Annotated in this window: 13 protein-coding genes and 1 pseudogene; 4 read left to right on the forward strand and 10 right to left on the reverse strand. The window is 61.6% G+C overall.

The genetic code is table 11. The features are described from left to right. Positions 1-281 precede the first annotated feature (281 nt). Both AHA_RS17280 and AHA_RS17285 read left to right on the forward strand, forming a co-directional pair. Positions 282-788 carry an RNA methyltransferase gene (locus tag AHA_RS17280; RefSeq protein ID WP_011707180.1) on the forward strand — a complete coding sequence of 169 codons (507 nt, stop codon included), beginning with the start codon at positions 282-284 and terminating at the stop codon, positions 786-788. A gap of 7 nt (positions 789-795) precedes the next feature. After that, a complete protein-coding gene (locus tag AHA_RS17285) occupies positions 796-894 on the forward strand; it encodes an RNA methyltransferase (protein WP_164927732.1) in 99 nt (32 codons plus the stop codon). Between the two features lie 159 nt (positions 895-1,053). Here the strand turns inward: AHA_RS17285 and AHA_RS17295 are convergent, their stop codons facing one another. Continuing rightward, complete coding sequence (locus AHA_RS17295) at positions 1,054-1,794, reverse strand: hypothetical protein (RefSeq protein WP_011707182.1); 741 nt, start codon at positions 1,792-1,794, stop codon at positions 1,054-1,056. Between the two features lie 186 nt (positions 1,795-1,980). Between AHA_RS17295 and AHA_RS17300 the strand changes: the two genes are divergently transcribed. After that, positions 1,981-2,412 carry a universal stress protein gene (locus AHA_RS17300; protein ID WP_011707183.1) on the forward strand — a complete coding sequence of 144 codons (432 nt, stop codon included), beginning with the start codon at positions 1,981-1,983 and terminating at the stop codon, positions 2,410-2,412. A 69-nt stretch (positions 2,413-2,481) separates the two neighbouring features. On the opposite strand, the gene AHA_RS17305 is transcribed toward AHA_RS17300, so the two are convergent. The 6 genes and pseudogenes from AHA_RS17305 to gpt form a co-directional block, all read right to left on the reverse strand. Then, positions 2,482-3,117: a murein L,D-transpeptidase catalytic domain family protein gene (locus AHA_RS17305; protein WP_011707184.1), complete on the reverse strand. Its 636-nt coding sequence runs from the start codon at positions 3,115-3,117 to the stop codon at positions 2,482-2,484. Positions 3,118-3,270: 153 nt separating this feature from the next. Continuing rightward, positions 3,271-4,536: pseudogene (locus AHA_RS17310) on the reverse strand (glutamate-5-semialdehyde dehydrogenase); the annotation flags it as partial. 80 nt (positions 4,537-4,616) lie between these two features. Then, complete coding sequence (gene proB / locus AHA_RS17315; RefSeq protein ID WP_011707186.1) at positions 4,617-5,720, reverse strand: glutamate 5-kinase; 1,104 nt, start codon at positions 5,718-5,720, stop codon at positions 4,617-4,619. A gap of 160 nt (positions 5,721-5,880) precedes the next feature. After that, a complete protein-coding gene (gene crl / locus AHA_RS17320; RefSeq protein WP_011707187.1) occupies positions 5,881-6,273 on the reverse strand; it encodes a sigma factor-binding protein Crl in 393 nt (130 codons plus the stop codon). Between the two features lie 61 nt (positions 6,274-6,334). Further along, positions 6,335-7,603 carry an esterase FrsA gene (frsA, locus tag AHA_RS17325; protein ID WP_011707188.1) on the reverse strand — a complete coding sequence of 423 codons (1,269 nt, stop codon included), beginning with the start codon at positions 7,601-7,603 and terminating at the stop codon, positions 6,335-6,337. Between the two features lie 119 nt (positions 7,604-7,722). Beyond that, positions 7,723-8,190 carry a xanthine phosphoribosyltransferase gene (gene gpt, locus AHA_RS17330; protein ID WP_011707189.1) on the reverse strand — a complete coding sequence of 156 codons (468 nt, stop codon included), beginning with the start codon at positions 8,188-8,190 and terminating at the stop codon, positions 7,723-7,725. A 919-nt stretch (positions 8,191-9,109) separates the two neighbouring features. Here gpt and AHA_RS17335 point away from each other — a divergent pair. Next, on the forward strand, positions 9,110-10,561 hold the full coding sequence (locus AHA_RS17335) for an aminoacyl-histidine dipeptidase (RefSeq protein WP_011707191.1): 1,452 nt from the start codon (positions 9,110-9,112) through the stop codon (positions 10,559-10,561). A 685-nt stretch (positions 10,562-11,246) separates the two neighbouring features. On the opposite strand, the gene AHA_RS17340 is transcribed toward AHA_RS17335, so the two are convergent. From AHA_RS17340 to AHA_RS17350, 3 genes are read right to left on the reverse strand one after another with little or no spacing between them, the layout of a single operon-like run. Then, entirely contained in the window at positions 11,247-12,248 is a 1,002-nt protein-coding gene (locus AHA_RS17340; protein WP_011707193.1) for an ABC transporter ATP-binding protein, read from the reverse strand. Further along, positions 12,245-13,288, reverse strand: coding sequence for an ABC transporter ATP-binding protein (locus tag AHA_RS17345; protein ID WP_011707194.1), 1,044 nt, complete (start codon positions 13,286-13,288; stop codon positions 12,245-12,247). The genes AHA_RS17340 and AHA_RS17345 overlap by 4 nt, the downstream gene beginning before the upstream one ends. A 25-nt stretch (positions 13,289-13,313) precedes the next feature. Beyond that, positions 13,314-15,131 (reverse strand): extracellular solute-binding protein, encoded by a 1,818-nt coding sequence (locus AHA_RS17350; RefSeq protein WP_011707195.1) that lies wholly within the window; start codon positions 15,129-15,131, stop codon positions 13,314-13,316. Between the last annotated feature and the right edge of the window lie 81 nt (positions 15,132-15,212).

The raw sequence follows: 15,212 nt of genomic DNA on the forward strand, positions 1-15,212 counted from the left end.
CTCCCCATCCCTGGGTCGCCGCTGCCATGGCCCATAAAAAAAGCGCCCGCCCCCGCTGGGGACGGACGCCTTTGTCCGGATAAGCCGCATTTACTCTCTCCTGGGATGACTGCAAACCCCGCGCCAGGATGCAAGGTGCGCCTGGACGACGATCGATACCGAGCGGCTGCGCCGGGACGGTGCAAGCGCCCCCTTGTTGGGCCCGTCAGGCGGGAGTTCATACCCAGGCTGGGCAAGGGGCGGCGCGGGAGTATAATGCGGCCGCCACAGAGGAGAGCGAGATGAGAGAGTCAGACCACGAATGCCTGCCACCACAGGGGGACGAGTCAGCGCCGCACGGCGACGCAGGCTATTGCTGCATCGGGCTGGTCAACCCCAAGTCACCAGAGAACGTGGGGGCCGTGATGCGGGCCGCCGGCTGCTACGGGGCGGACGAGGTCTACTATACCGGCAACCGCTTCGAACTGGCGCGCCGCTTCGCCACCGATACCAAGCAGATGGTGGAGAAGATCCCCCTGCTCGGGGTCGACGACCTGATGGAGATGGTGCCGGCCGGCTGCACGCCGGTGCTGGTGGATCTGATCGAGGGGGCCACCTCGCTGCCGGACTATGTGCACCCGGCGCGCGCCTTCTACATCTTCGGCCCGGAGGACGGCACCCTGGATCCCGCCCGCTTCAAGGCGGTGCAGGAGGTGATCTACGTCCCGACACGCGGCTGCATGAACCTGGCAGCCTCGGTCAACGTGATCCTCTATGACCGACTGGCCAAGCAGCTGCGTGCCAAGTAAACAGCAGATGCTCTACGTAGCCATAACCAAGGGCTGCATGAACCTGGCGGCCTCGGTCAACGTGATCCTCTACGACCGGCTGGCCAAGCGGCTGCGTGCCAAGTAAGCAGCAGAGGCTCTACGTAGCCAACCCAAGGGCTGTATGAATCTGGTGGCCTCGGTCAACGTGATCCTCTACGACCGACTGGCCAAGCAGTTGCGCAGCAACTCGGCAAGCTGACAGAAAAGTTCCTGAACAGGTAACCAGCCCCCGACGCAGGGCGCTTTAGTTGCCAGGGGTTAGCCTCTGCTCCTGCTGCTTGATGAAATCGCGGTAATAGTCGTAGAGCTGGTAGCGCCGGTAGATCTCGGCCAGGGTGCCGTGTCGCACCAGATTGACCATGCCTTGATCCCAGAGCTGTTGCAGGCTGCGTCCCTTCTCGGTATCGGCAAAGATGGGATAGGTCGGGACCCAGCGCAGGAAGATACGCTGCATGTTGGCGGGAATGGAATCCGCCGAGTAGAGCACCCCGGCGGTCAGGTAGTAGCGATAGCGCTCCTTGGCCAACAACTGCAGCGCCATGTCGTGGCTGTCAATCTCGTGCCAGCGCATGGAGACAGGTATGTACTTGTCAAAGGCCCAGCCCCGCAGCCACACCACCCCCTGCCCGCTCAGACTGTGCTCCCCTTGCCACTGGGGCCGCCACTTCTTGAGCATCAGCACCGTCAGATCATCGGCCGAGGCGGGATGGCGGGGTTGCAGCACACCGCTCACCTCATCCCGATAGACCCCCATCGCCATGTCGCCCCCTTTCTGGGCGATCACCGCCAGGGCACGCTTGTAGGGCACGATGCGCGGCATGACCTGGTAACCGTTGGGCTGATAGATGGCCCGCACTATGTCCAGATAGACGCCCCTGCCATCCGGCTGGCAGAAGCCCGGCCAGTCATCGCAATAGACATAGAGGGGATCGGCCCGACCCGGCCAGCAAATCAGCAACGTCAATGAAAGCAACAAACGAATCATGTCTTACCGTTTCTCCGCAGGCGATGCCATTTGCAGCCGCGCCCAAGCCATTCCCCATGATATGAAGATCTGCCGGCAACGCACCTCTTTTTCCCGGTTTTGCGAGCGAGTCGAGGGTTATTGCCCGCTGAATCGGTATTATTGACAATAAGATTCATTAGTAACCCAACATAGGGGAGCCTTCATATGCCATCCATTAAAACTCTGCTCTGTCCGGTCGATTTTTCCCAGATGTCACAGGCCGTGCTCGACTATGCCGTATTCATGGCCCAGAGCCACAAGGCCGAACTCAAACTGGTCCACGTGGTGGATCAACTGCACGGCTTCGACAGCTACAAGATCCTGCACATGACCGCCATCGAGATCACCCACGAGATGGAGCGTCAGGCCAAGAGCCAGATGAAGGAGCTGATCGCCAGCCTGCCGATCCCTGCCACCTTCGAGGTGCGCTTCGGCCGCGCCGCCGACGAGATCGTCGTGCAGGCCAAGGAAGAGAAAGCCGACCTGGTGGTGATGGGCAGCCACGGTCGCTCGGGCATCAGCCATCTGCTGGTAGGCAGCGTGGCCGAGTCCGTAGTGCGCCATGCCCCCTGCCCCGTGCTGGTGGTGCGCAAGTAGCCGCAACGCCAGACTCACTGCAAAAGGCCAGCATTCGCTGGCCTTTTTATTTGGGTTCGCGGGCCGGCCTCAGCCGTGGGCGTAGATGACGCTGCCCCCCTTGATGATGTCGATGATGGCCCTGGACTGCTCCTTGGGCAGTGCGGGGCAGCCCCAGCTGCGGCCCAGCTTGTCATATTTGCGCAGATGGCGCGGGCTGGCATAGTCGGCGCCGTGCACCACGATGGCCCGCTTGCGGGCATTGCTGTTCTGGCCAGGGCTGAGGCCGTCGAGGCGCAGCGAATAGCCGTGCTTGCCCTGATAGGTCTCGGCGGTGCGATAGACTCCGAGCGAGCTCTTCATGGAGTTGAACTGGTTGGAAAACTGGTTGGCGGCCAGCTCGCCCGAGTTGCGGCCATGACTGACCCAGGTGTGGTAGAGCAGCTTGTGGCGTTTCACGTCGATGACGAACAGCCGGCGCATGGTCGAAGGTTTGCTGTAGTCGATGATGGTGAGAATGGGTTTGCGCTTGTGGCGCACGCTCTGGTAACTGTTGATGGCCTTGCGAAATACCTGTTTGTCGAGCTTGCCGGCCAGCCCCAACTGGCGGTAGAGATCCTGATCCCAGCTGGCGTGGCTGTTGCTGCTGAAGCAGAGCGCCCCCAGCAGCAGCGGCAACCCCAGCCAGAGCGCACCCCAGCGCTTCATCCAATCTGTTTGCTTCATCCTTGAATCTGCTCCCGTTTTTGTGGCTAGCGCAGCGCTCAAAATATCGCCACACCTCGCTGGATAGTTATATGCAAGCCCCTGATAGCAGGCAAGAAAAAAGCAAAAAAATGCCGACCTGAGTCGGCATATTCACAGAGGACCACAAAGACGTCAGGCGCGACTCAGGTAGTCCGCCAATCCCACCCACTTGTAGCTGGTGAGCTCGGTCAGCCCCATGGGGCCGCGGGCATGCAGCATCTGGGTCGAGACCGCCACCTCGGCGCCCAGCCCGAACTGGCCACCGTCGGTGAAGCGGGTGGAAGCGTTGACGTAGACCGCCGCCGAACCGGCCCCGTTGACGAACCGCTCGGCATTGGCCAGATCGTTGGTGAGGATGGCATCGGAGTGGCCGGCGTTGTGCTCGCGCATATGGGCCAGCGCCTCGTTCACATCCGCCACCAGCTTGACCCCCAGGGTCAGCGAGAGCCACTCGGTATCGAAGTCTTCCGGGCCGGCGGCACGCAGGCTGTCGGCGCCCGCCAGCAGCGGCATGGCCTCGGGAGTAGCGACCAGGGCCACCTTGCGCTCGTTCATCAGACCCACCAGCTGCGGCAGCAGGGTTGCGGCGACCTTCTCATGCACCAGCAAGCTGTCGAGGGCATTGCAGGCGGAGGGGCGCTGCACCTTGGCGTTGTCGATGACCGCCAGGGAGCGCGCCAGATCGGCGCTCTCGTCCACAAAGATGTGGCTGATGCCAAAACCACCGATGATCACCGGAATGGAGCTGTTCTCCTTGCACATCTTGTGCAGCCCGGCACCGCCGCGGGGGATGATCATGTCCACATAGCGGTCGAGGCGCAGCAGCTCGCCCACCAGCGCCCGATCCGGGTTGTCGATGTATTGCACCGCATCGCGCGGCAGGCCGGAGGCCGCCAGCGCACTCTGGATCACCCGCACCAGCTCCAGATTGGAGTGGAAGGTTTCGCGGCCGCCACGCAGTATGCTGGCGTTGCCGGTCTTGAGGCAGAGGCTGGCGATGTCGATGGTGACGTTGGGACGCGCCTCGTAGATGACCCCGATGACCCCGATGGGCACCCTGCGGCGGGAGAGGCGCAGGCCGTTCTCCAGCACCCGGCTGTCAATTTCGGCCCCGACCGGATCGTCCAGAGAGATCACCTTGCGCACGTCCGCCACGATACCGGCCAGCCGGGCCGGGTTGAGCAGCAGCCGATCCAGCATGGCGTCTGACAAGCCCGCCGCACGGCCGGCGGCGATGTCTTTCTCGTTGGCGGCCAGGATCTGGTGGCTGCGTGCCTCCAGCTCGTCGGCGATGGCGGCCAGCGCCCGGTTCTTCTGCGCCGTGCTGACAGTGGCCAGCTGATAGGCGGCTTCACGGGCCGCCTGCCCCATTTTCTCCAGACTCATCTCTCTTCCCTTTGGTTCTTGCGGGGCCGCCCGATGGCGGCGTCCCCCTTATCTTGATGTGCCGCTGCCCTTGCGTTGCAGCGGCTGGCGACTCACAGCAGCACCATGTCGTCGCGGTGGATGGCCACGGCGCCATAGCCGTAACCCAGCACCTGCTCGATGTTGTCCGAATGGACGCCGCGCAGCTTGTCCAGCTCCAGATGATTGTAACGGCAGATGCCGCGCGCCAGCTCGGCACCCTTGGGGTCGAGAATGCGCACCACGTCGCCACGTACGAAATCGCCCTTAACCGCCACTATGCCCTTGGGCAGCAGGCTGGAGCCCTTCTCCTGCATGGCGGCCACGGCGCCCTGATCCACCTGCACTTCGCCGTGGGGAGGAGGCCCTGCCAGGATCCAGCTCTTGCGCCCTTCCAGCGGCGACGCCAGCGCCGGGAACAGGGTGCCGATGCGCTCGCCCTTGGCGAGACGGCCGACCACTTCCGGCATCTGGCCGGTGGCGATCACCACGTTGACGCCGGCCCGGCGCGCCACGTCGGCGGCCTGCAGCTTGGTGGCCATGCCGCCGGTACCGAGCCCGCTGACGCTGTCACCCGCCAGCTTGCGCAGGGTGTCGTCGATGGTCTGTACCTCTTCGATGAGCTGGGCATCCGGGTTGGTACGGGGATCGGCGGTAAACAGCCCCTTCTGGTCGGTGAGCAGGATCAGCAGATCCGCATCGGCCAAAATGGCGGCGCGAGCGGAGAGGTTGTCGTTGTCCCCTACCTTGATTTCGGCAGTCGCCACCGCGTCGTTCTCGTTGATGACCGGGATGATGCGGTGATCGAGCAGGGTCCGCAGGGTGTCGCGGGCATTGAGGTAACGCTCGCGATCTTCAAGATCGGCGCGGGTCAGCAGCATTTGACCGATGTGCAGCCCATAGAGGTTGAACAGATCCTGCCATACCCGGATCAGCTGGGTCTGGCCGACGGCCGCCAGCATCTGCTTGTTGGGCAGGGTTGGCGCCAATGGAGGGTGGCCCAGATGCTCACGGCCGGCCGCAATGGCCCCCGAGGTGACCACTACGACCCTGTGGCCGTGACGGTGCAAGGCTGCACACTGTCTGACCAGCTCGACCATGTGGGCACGATTGAGCTGGGAAGATCCCCCGGTGAGCACGCTGGTGCCCAGTTTGACGACTATGGTTCTGTTTTCCATGGGAGCAAAAAGGCTGAAATATAAGGAATCCCTTTATACCCACGGCCCTGTTGCCCTGCAAGGCAATTAACACCAAGGCAGCTGCGGGTGCAGGCAAAGCGGAGCAAGCAGCAAAGAAACGCCCCGCCAGCCGATGGGTGGCTGGCGGGGCGGCGGGTCATCAGGCGGCGGTGACGGTCAGCTCGTTGGTGACCTGCTCGGCGGGAGCGAGCTGGCAACCAAGCTGGTGCAGCTTGTCGCTGATGAGCTTGTAGAAGTGGTTGAGGGTACGCTCGACTTCAGCCTGATGCTTCTTGGGCAGCGGCTTGTTGAGCCACTCCCCTTCGGCGTTGTAGAAGCCGACCTGATAGTGATAGCTGAAGCTGTGATCCTGCTGCTCCAGCACCAGCCACCAGCCCCAGAATTCCCGTTTGTCCGGCGCCGGCTTGGCGCTGACACAGACGGAAAGGCAGTCGAAACGGTAACGCCCCTCTTCACACAGGTCCTCACGTAAATAGGGGCCAATCGCGGCAAACTGCCTCAGCAGTCGCTTGTAGGTCACTCTTTCTGACATGTTAACCTCCCTGTTGAACAAGCCACATCACCCTGGGATGACGTTATATTTTAGCGCTATATCATGTACATAGGTGCTTCTTGAGCCAGTCGACCATCTCTTTCAACGCCTCGTCGTATACCTCCAGCAAGGGTTGTTTGTCGAACACCACCGCCTTGCCGTTACGGCTGGCGGACGCCAATGCCCGGACATCCTGCTCGGGACAAATAAAATCTTTCTTGTGTCCAATACTCAATATCGGCACGGAAGTGCGAGTCCCCAGCAATCCCTGCGTCTTGAGTGAAAATACCTGGCACTTGGTACGCAGCGACTCCCACTGGGCCGCATCGGCCCCCAGCCGGTTGGCCAGCCCGTCCCGCATCATGCGCGGGCAGCGGGCAAACATCTCCTGATTGGTAAACACCTGATTGACGCCGGCGCCGATGCAGACCACGGTCCTGAGCTTGAACGGCTCGATGAAGGCGAGCCGTGCCGCCACATTGCCCGCCAGGCGAAAGCCCACCATGGCGATGCGCTGGTGATCGACCCAGGCCACTTCGGACAGATGATTCAATACCGCCTGATGCAGCCGGCTGGTGTCCTGCACCAGCGGCCAGTGCTCGGCATAGCCGATGCCCGGCATATCGAGCGACAGCATGCCGATGCCGTTGGGCTCCAGGCACTTGAGATAGAAATTGAGGAAGTCGACCTGCAGCGAGTCGATGCCGCCGCTGACGATGACCAGGGGCACCGGCTTGTCGGTGGTCGGCAGGTGCAGGTAGCCCTGAATGTGCTTGCCGCGAAACGGCACCTGCAGCTCCTTGAGCGGCACCTTGAACAGGCGTCCCGCCTCGCGGTAGGCCATGTTGCCGAGCAGCTGGGCCTGATCCGCCAGCTCGTCATTCTTCAGATGGGGATAGCTGGCGATGGAGTAGTAGCGCACCGCCTTGAGCAGGCTCTTCAGGGCCGCGGCCCGCTCGCCCTGTGCCACCAGCTCGCGACCCCGGTTGAAGTAGCGGCCGGCCAGCTGGCTCCACTCATAGACCCAGTTGCCGGGCACATAACCCTTGATGGTATCCAGGAAGCGCTCGTGGGTACGCTCGCCCTCTCCCATGGCGATGCAGGCCAGGGTCTGCTCCACCTCGACCGGGTCCGCCCCCTGCCAGGCCCAGGTCGGCCGGCGCAGCAGACGATACCAGCGCGATGACATGGAACCGTCGATGAAGGTCTCGTCGACATTGTCATCCTGCTCCGCGACCGGGCTGGAATTGGAGACTTCAGAGGTCTCCAGCACCTTTTTTACCCGGGTAAAGAGCTTCTCGGTCAGGTTAAGGTCGTCGTTCAAGTCCAAAGCTATTACTCATACTGTCATGCAATGGCTCCATCTTAACCACTTTTCCCGCCCGGCAGCCAGTTGCACCACAAAAAAACAGGGCTCCATATAGGAGCCCTGTGAAGCTGATTCGCTGCTTACTCTTCGTCGCAGATCGGCGTGGCAAACTCCAGCGCCATATCCCACGGCTGTTCGATCCAGGTGTCCTGCGGGATGGCGACTTCGAAGTCATCCAGCAGTTGCTCACCCATCGGCTTGGCGAAGATCGCAATGAACTTGGCCTTGGGGTAGAGCTCGCGGATCGCCTTGGCGGTGGTGCCAGTGTCCACCAGGTCTTCCACCACCAGCCAACCTTCGCCGTCACCCGCAGTGGTGGCGGCCTTCACCACCACCAGATCACGCTGGTTGTTGTGGTCATAGCTGGAGATGCAGAGGGTTTCGACGTTGCGGATGCCAAGTTCACGCGCCATCAGTGCAGCCGGTACCAGGCCACCGCGGCTGACCGCGATGATCCCTTTCCACTGGCTGACGGGCAGTTGACGACGGGCCAGACGGCGCGCTTCACGTTGCAGGTTGTCCCACGACACATAAAACTTTTTCGGCATACTATCGATCTCAACGAGTTATAAAAACAATCACTTAAGACTTGAAAACCCGTGCAGACGCACGTGATTTCGTTAATGCTGACGGCCCTTTTTCCCAAATTCGGCTTGCACCGCGGCCGCCTCGGGAGAAGACCCTCGGCAGCGAAAACAGATGCAATGGAAGCAGGATGGGCAGAGCTGGCGGTCATGTCACAGAGAGGGCAGGACCGCAGACAGGCTGTTGGGCGGGCATGATACCATCGTTTGCGGATAAATTGACTGGCAAACGTATGCGAAATGCAGGAAAAAAATCGAATCAAGTCCGGCTGACTCCCTCTTTTTCCCTCTCCCGGGCGACGCTCGCCGAGCAGCAGATAAAAAAATAGCAGGGGGGAGGATGGATTCCTCACTCGCCTGCTGTTTTCGATCTGCCTGTCAGCCTGGCCGGCAACCAGCCTTAACGGCGGCTGGCGTAGGGGTTCGGATAGTTGAAACCCTGGGTATAAAGAGACTGGGCGAACCAATAGGTTGAATTGCTGCCTGACATCATAAACTCCTGATTGCTTAACAAGTTACGTACCTTAATGCGGGTTCAGATCCTTGAACGGACACTCGGTTCCATGGAGGCGCACTTGCTTTGCTTCGGTTCCCTGGAGGCATTCATCGTCATCCTGACGGGTGGCGAACCACGGTCGTTAATTTACCAGCCGGCGCCATAAACTCAATATTTTTGTGATGCGAGTCACAAATTTTCTTTTGTGCTGGTTCGTTTCGTCCATACCGGAGCTGTACGCTGCCATTCCCCCGCTTGCCAGCACAAGCCGCCCGCAATTTGCGCTGATCGCTCACATTTTTGTGTGATTGACTGTATTATCGTTATCCTCTTGCTCGCCCCGCTACCGGGGCCCTGTCATCTTCCGTGCTGGTAAGGAGTCCCGACGTGGCACAGCTTAGTTCTCTCTCTCCCAAACTGATTTGGCATTTCTTCGAACAGATCTGCTCCATCCCCCACCCTTCCAAGCACGAAGCCCAGCTGAGCGCCTGGATCGTCCAATGGGCACAAGGGGAAGGTCTGGCGGTCAAGCAAGATGCCGTCGGCAACATCATCATCAAGAAACCGGCCACGCCGGGGATGGAAAACCGCAAGGCCGTGGTGCTGCAGGCGCACATCGACATGGTGCCGCAGGCCAACGCCGACACCCAGCACGACTTCACCAAGGATCCCATCGATGCCTACATCGACGGTGAATGGGTCACTGCCCGCGGCACCACTCTGGGCGCCGACAACGGCATGGGCATGGCTGGCTGCCTGGCCGTGCTGGCCGACAAGACCATCAAGCACGGTCCGCTGGAAGTGCTGCTGACCACCGACGAAGAGACCGGCATGACCGGCGCCTTCGGTCTGGAAGCGGGCTGGCTGGAAGGCGAGATCCTGCTCAACACCGACTCCGAAGAGGATGGCGAGGTCTACATGGGCTGCGCCGGCGGGGTGGATGCCAATATCCGCTTCCCGCTGGAGCTGGTTGCCGCCACCGAGGGTGAAGGTTTCGAGCTGCAGGTCAAGGGCCTGCGCGGCGGTCACTCCGGGGTCGACATCCATCGCGGCCGCGGCAACGCCAACAAGCTGCTGGTGCGTCTGCTCAAGGCCGCCGAGCCGCTGGGCGTGCGTCTGGCCGAGATCCATGGCGGCACCCTGCGCAACGCCATCCCGCGCGAGGCCCGTGCCAAGCTGCTGGTGCCCGCCGCCAGCGTCAACGAATTCAAGGCCCTGGTTGACCGTTATACCGGCATCTACCAGAGCGAGCTCGCCGCCACCGAAGCCAACCTGACCGTGCTGCTCACCACCCAGGAAAAACCGGCCCAGCTGATGAGCGAGTCCCTGCAGGCCCGCCTGCTGGACTCCCTGATGGCCTGCCCGAACGGCGTCATCCGCATGAGCGATGCCATCCCGGGCGTGACCGAGACCTCCACCAACCTGGGGGTCATCAAGACCCAGGATGGCGAAGTGTACGTACAGTGCCTGATCCGCTCCCTGATCGACTCCGGTCGCGAGAGCGTCGAACAGATGACCCGCTCCCTGTTCAATCTGGCTGGCGCCAGCTGCGAGTTTACCGGCGCCTACCCGGGCTGGGCACCGAACGTGGACTCCCCGGTAATGGCGCTGGTGCGCAACAGCTACCAGACCCTGTTCGGCGAGATGCCGAACGTCATGGTGATCCACGCCGGCCTCGAGTGCGGTCTGTTCAAGAGCGCCTACCCGGAGTGGGACATGGTCTCCTTCGGCCCGACCATCCGCGGCGCCCACGCCCCGGGCGAGAAGGTACACATCCCGGCAGTAGAGCGGTTCTGGCAACTGCTGGTTCACGTGCTGGAACAGATCCCGGCCAAATAAGCCCGCAGGTCAAGGCCGACCGGCCACACCACATACCCCGCCAGGTGCGGGGTATTTTTTTGCCTGCTCCCGCCAGCCCTTGGCATGTTTTCCCTCGAAACCGCCGGACGGCTCTGCCGCCCCCATCCGAGGCTCAGCCAGACCCGTCAACCAGACCACGGGTATCAATCTGAGAGCCTGCTGAAACCGTCTCCATAAGCAACCTTGGATTTGAAAACCCTTTCTATGATTTATGTAAATTTACAACACAAAAAGTTGATCCAGCTCACAGAAGGCCATAGGATCAAAGCGTGACCCAGGTCACAGATAACAAATCAACGACAGAGCAATGAGGTGAATATATGTTTGAGAATCTGGCAGTTCTGTTCCACCTGAAGGGTGTAACCAGCAAGAAAGGCGTCGTAGAGAAAGATACCTATGCGCCGGCAACCCGCAACTACTACTTCCGCTATGGCGCCTGATGCCGCCAGCGGGCAATTTCGTGAAAGCGTGATCGAACATTCAAGTAGTAAAATTACAAAAAACAGCAATCCACACAGCAGCCATCCCCTTGCGGGGGAGCTGTCCTGCCCTGGCCAGATGTTCCACGGCCAAACCTGAACTCCAACCATGAAGATGGGGCCCGCAGGCCCCATTTTTTATTCGCTGTTTCCCGTGCCATCTTGCTGCGATGCGGGCACCGGCATCATACCGCCTTTCCCAGGGGGATGACCTCGGCCAGCGGCAACGGCGTGTGGCAGGCCACCTGATGATCGGCCCCGTCACACGGCTGCAGGCTCGGCGCCTTGGTGCGGCACAGCTCGCTGGCGTAAGGGCAGCGCTGATGAAAGTGGCAGCCGCTCGGCGGCGAAATGGGAGACGGCACATCCCCCGTCAGCAGGATGCGCTGGCTGCGCCGACGCGGGTCCGGCACCGGAATGGCCGAAATCAGCGCCTGGGTATAGGGGTGGCGGGGCGCCAGATAGAGCGACTGGGCCTCGGCCAGCTCGACGATCCTGCCCAGATACATCACCGCAATCCGATCCGAGATGTGCTTGACCACCGACAGGTCGTGGGCGATGAAGATGATGGCGAGGTTCATCTCCCGCTGCAGGGTGAGCAGCAGGTTGACGATCTGGGATTGCACCGACACATCCAGCGCCGACACCGCCTCGTCACAGACCAGCAGCTTGGGCTTGAGGGCGATGGCCCGGGCGATGCCGATGCGCTGGCGCTGGCCGCCAGAAAACTCATGGGGATAACGATCCACCGCACTGCCGGGCAGCCCCACCTTCTCCAGCAGCTCCTGCACCCAGACACGCCGCTGTTCGGCGTTGCCCTTGCCGTGGATGACGAAGGGCTCCTCCAGGATCTGCCCCACCGTGTGGCGGCTGTTGAGGGATTCCGCAGGATCTTGAAACACGATCTGCATCTCCTGGCGCAAAGATCGCATCTCCTTGGGCCGGAGGTGGGTGATGTCGCGCCCCTCGAAGGTGATGGTGCCGGCGGTCGGCTCGAACAGCTTGAGCAGGGTGCGCCCCAGGGTCGACTTGCCGCAGCCGGACTCGCCCACCAGCCCCAGCGTCTCCCCCTGCTTGAGATCGAAGCTGATGCCGTCCACCGCGTAGACATGGTACTTCTTGCGCAACAAGCCACCGCCCAGCTGGAAGTGCTGCTTCACGTCGCGCACCGATAAAAGCGTCTTCATACGGCTAGCTCCCTCCAGTGGTGGCAGGCCACCCCATGCCGCTCGGCGAGCTGCTCAGTGGCCGGAATGGCGCTCACGCAGATCTCGGTGGCATGGGGGCAACGGTTGGAGAAACGGCATCCGGCCGGCATCTCGTGCAGGGCGGGCACCTGCCCCTTGATGGTCTTGAGCAGGCTCTTGGGCTCATCCTCGAGCCGCGGGATCGAGCTCATCAGACCATGAGTATAGGGATGGCGCGGGTGGTCAAACAGCTCGAACACATCGGCCTGCTCCACCGCCCGGCCGGCATACATCACCACCACCTCGTCGCACAGCTCCGCCACCCCCCCGAGATCATGGGTGATGAAGATGATGGCCATACCGGTCTGGGCCTGCAGCTCCTTCATCAGCTCCAGGATCTGGGCCTGAATGGTCACATCGAGCGCCGTGGTCGGCTCGTCGCAGATGAGCAGCGCCGGCTCGCAGGCGAGCGCCATGGCGATCATCACCCGCTGGCGCATGCCGCCGGAGAGGTTGTGGGGATAGACGGCAAAGCGCTGGGCGGGCTCGGGGATCCCCACCTTCTGCAGCATGGCGATGGCCGCCTCCCTGCGCTGGGCCTTGCTGTAGTCGGGGCGGTGGAGGCGAAACACCTCCATCAGCTGATCGCCGACCGTCTGCACCGGGTTGAGCGCCGTCATCGGCTCCTGAAAGATCATCGAGATGCGGTTGCCGCGCACCTTGTACATCTGATCCGGCGCAAGCGACAGCAGCTCCTCCCCCTGAAAGCGAATGGAGCCTCCTACCACCTGGCCATGGGGCTTGGGCAGCAGCCCCATGATGGCGAGCGAGGTGACGCTCTTGCCGCAGCCGGACTCGCCGACCACCCCCAGCGTCTGACCGGGGGCCACCTGGAAGCTGACTCCGTCGAGCACCTTGATCTTGCCGTCATCGACGGCAAACTCCACCGCCAGATCGCGCACCTCCAGAATGGGGGCCTTGCTCTGGCCATCCTTCCCATGCTCCCGGACACCGGGGTGAGGAGCCTGTGTGTTGGACATGACTGCTGCTCCCTTCTGCGCCATATCAGTGACGTGCATAGGTCTTGTCGAGCAGGTTGATGGGCGCCAGCGCCTCCCCTGCCTCCTTGGCTTTCAGGGTCTCTTCCTTCACCTTGGGATCGAGCCAGAGCAGGCCGCCACTGCTGTGGGGATAGCCGTCCATGGGCCAGTAGAGCAGATCCGGCGTGTTCTTGGTGGCGGGCACCTCGGGCAGCATCACGTAACGCCAGCTGCTGGCCCGCACGTAGTTGAGCTGCACCCCGGGCACGAAGATGGCGAGATCATAGATACGCTGCTGGATCTGGCGGGAGAGCTCGGCCCGCTTGGTCATGTCGAACTCGACGTTGTAGGCATCGATCAGCCCATCGAGCTCCTTGTCAGCCACGTTGAACAGGTTGTTGGTCTGCGGCTTGTTGGCATTGGCCGAGTGGAACGACTCCCAGTACTGCGGGTAGAGGCCACCGCCGCCCCAACCAAGCCAGGCCGCCTCGTGTTTTTTCTCCAGCATCGCCTTGAAGCCGGTGGCGCCATCCACCAGGTTGAGCTCCAGATCCAGGCCCGCCTTCTTGGCCTCTTCTTTGAGCACAGTCAAGCGCTTGGAGTGCTCCTGACTGGTGTAGGTGAGCGCCAGGGTCAGCCGATCCCCCTTGTCGTTTTGCAGGATGCCGTCCGGCCCCGGCTTGGCGTAACCGCCCTTGGCAAAGTAGTCGCGCGCCTTGGCGATGTCATAGGCCCGCTCCGGCAGCTGCATGTCGGTGAACTCGCCAAAGCCCGAGCCGAAAGTGGTGGCTCTGTCATAGTCGCCGCGCAGCACGGTTTTAATCATCTTGTCGATGTTGAAGGCGTGCTGGATGCCGAGCCGCACGTTGAGGTCAGCCAGCTTGGGATTGGCGACATTGAGGTGAACCCCCTGCCCGCCCTGCTTGGTGTCGGTCATGGCCATCACCTTCTGCACGTATCCCTGCTTGTATTCGGGGGTAACCGCTTTTTCATGCCACCAGTTGGGCAGGATCATCTCGAAGGTATCGAGCTCCCCTTTCAGGAAGTGACGAAAGGCGATGTTGTGATCGCGGATCACCTGCACCTTGATGGTGTCGAGGTTGAACCTGTGCTGGTTGTAGCGATCGTCCTTTGCCCACCACTCCTTCTGCTTGCTGAAGGTGATGGACTTGCCCTTCTTCACGTCGCTCATCACGTAGGGGCCGGTGTTGGGCACCACGGCCCAGTTGTATTGCTTCACCCAGTTGGGGGTGAGCTTGTAGTAGTGCTTGGGCTGGGGCCACAGCTCGGTGGTGTTGAGCAGGTCCAGCTTGGCCTTGCGGGTACCCGCCTTGACCAAAATGGTATGGTCGTCAACCTTCTCCACCGCCACCACTTCGGTGGTGTAGTAGTTGTTGAACCAGGGCCCCTGGATGTCTTTGGAGCGCATCATCTCGTAGCCGAAGGTGTAGTCATCGGCGACCACCGGCTTGCCGTCGGACCACTTGGCACGCGGATCCAGCTTGAAGTAGACGGTCTGGTTGTCCGGCGCGATGGCCCAGTGGGTCGCGAGCGACGGAATGGGGTTGCCGGTATTGGGGTGGAAGCTGATTAGCCTCAGCTGGTTGTCCATGATGAAGGAGCGGAACGCGCCGTTGGAGTCGGGCCCCACGGTGCGAAACGTCAGTGGGAAACTGTCCACGAACATGGTGATGCTGCCACCAGGCAGCGCCTTGGGCGAGGCGAACACGGGGTCGGTGTCGTTGGTCTCCCACTTGAGATCCGCAGGCAGGCTGGCCGCCCACACCCAGGATCCGTTCATCAGCACAAAGAGAGCACCTATCCATTTGATTTTATTTTTCATGTTTGACTTCCAGGTCATACCCCTGCACTGGGGGCTTGTCGATTCAAGGGTGAGCAACCCGGGGCCATAAGCCCGCCCCAG

This window comes from Aeromonas hydrophila subsp. hydrophila ATCC 7966 (genome assembly GCF_000014805.1).
Taxonomy (GTDB): domain Bacteria; phylum Pseudomonadota; class Gammaproteobacteria; order Enterobacterales; family Aeromonadaceae; genus Aeromonas; species Aeromonas hydrophila.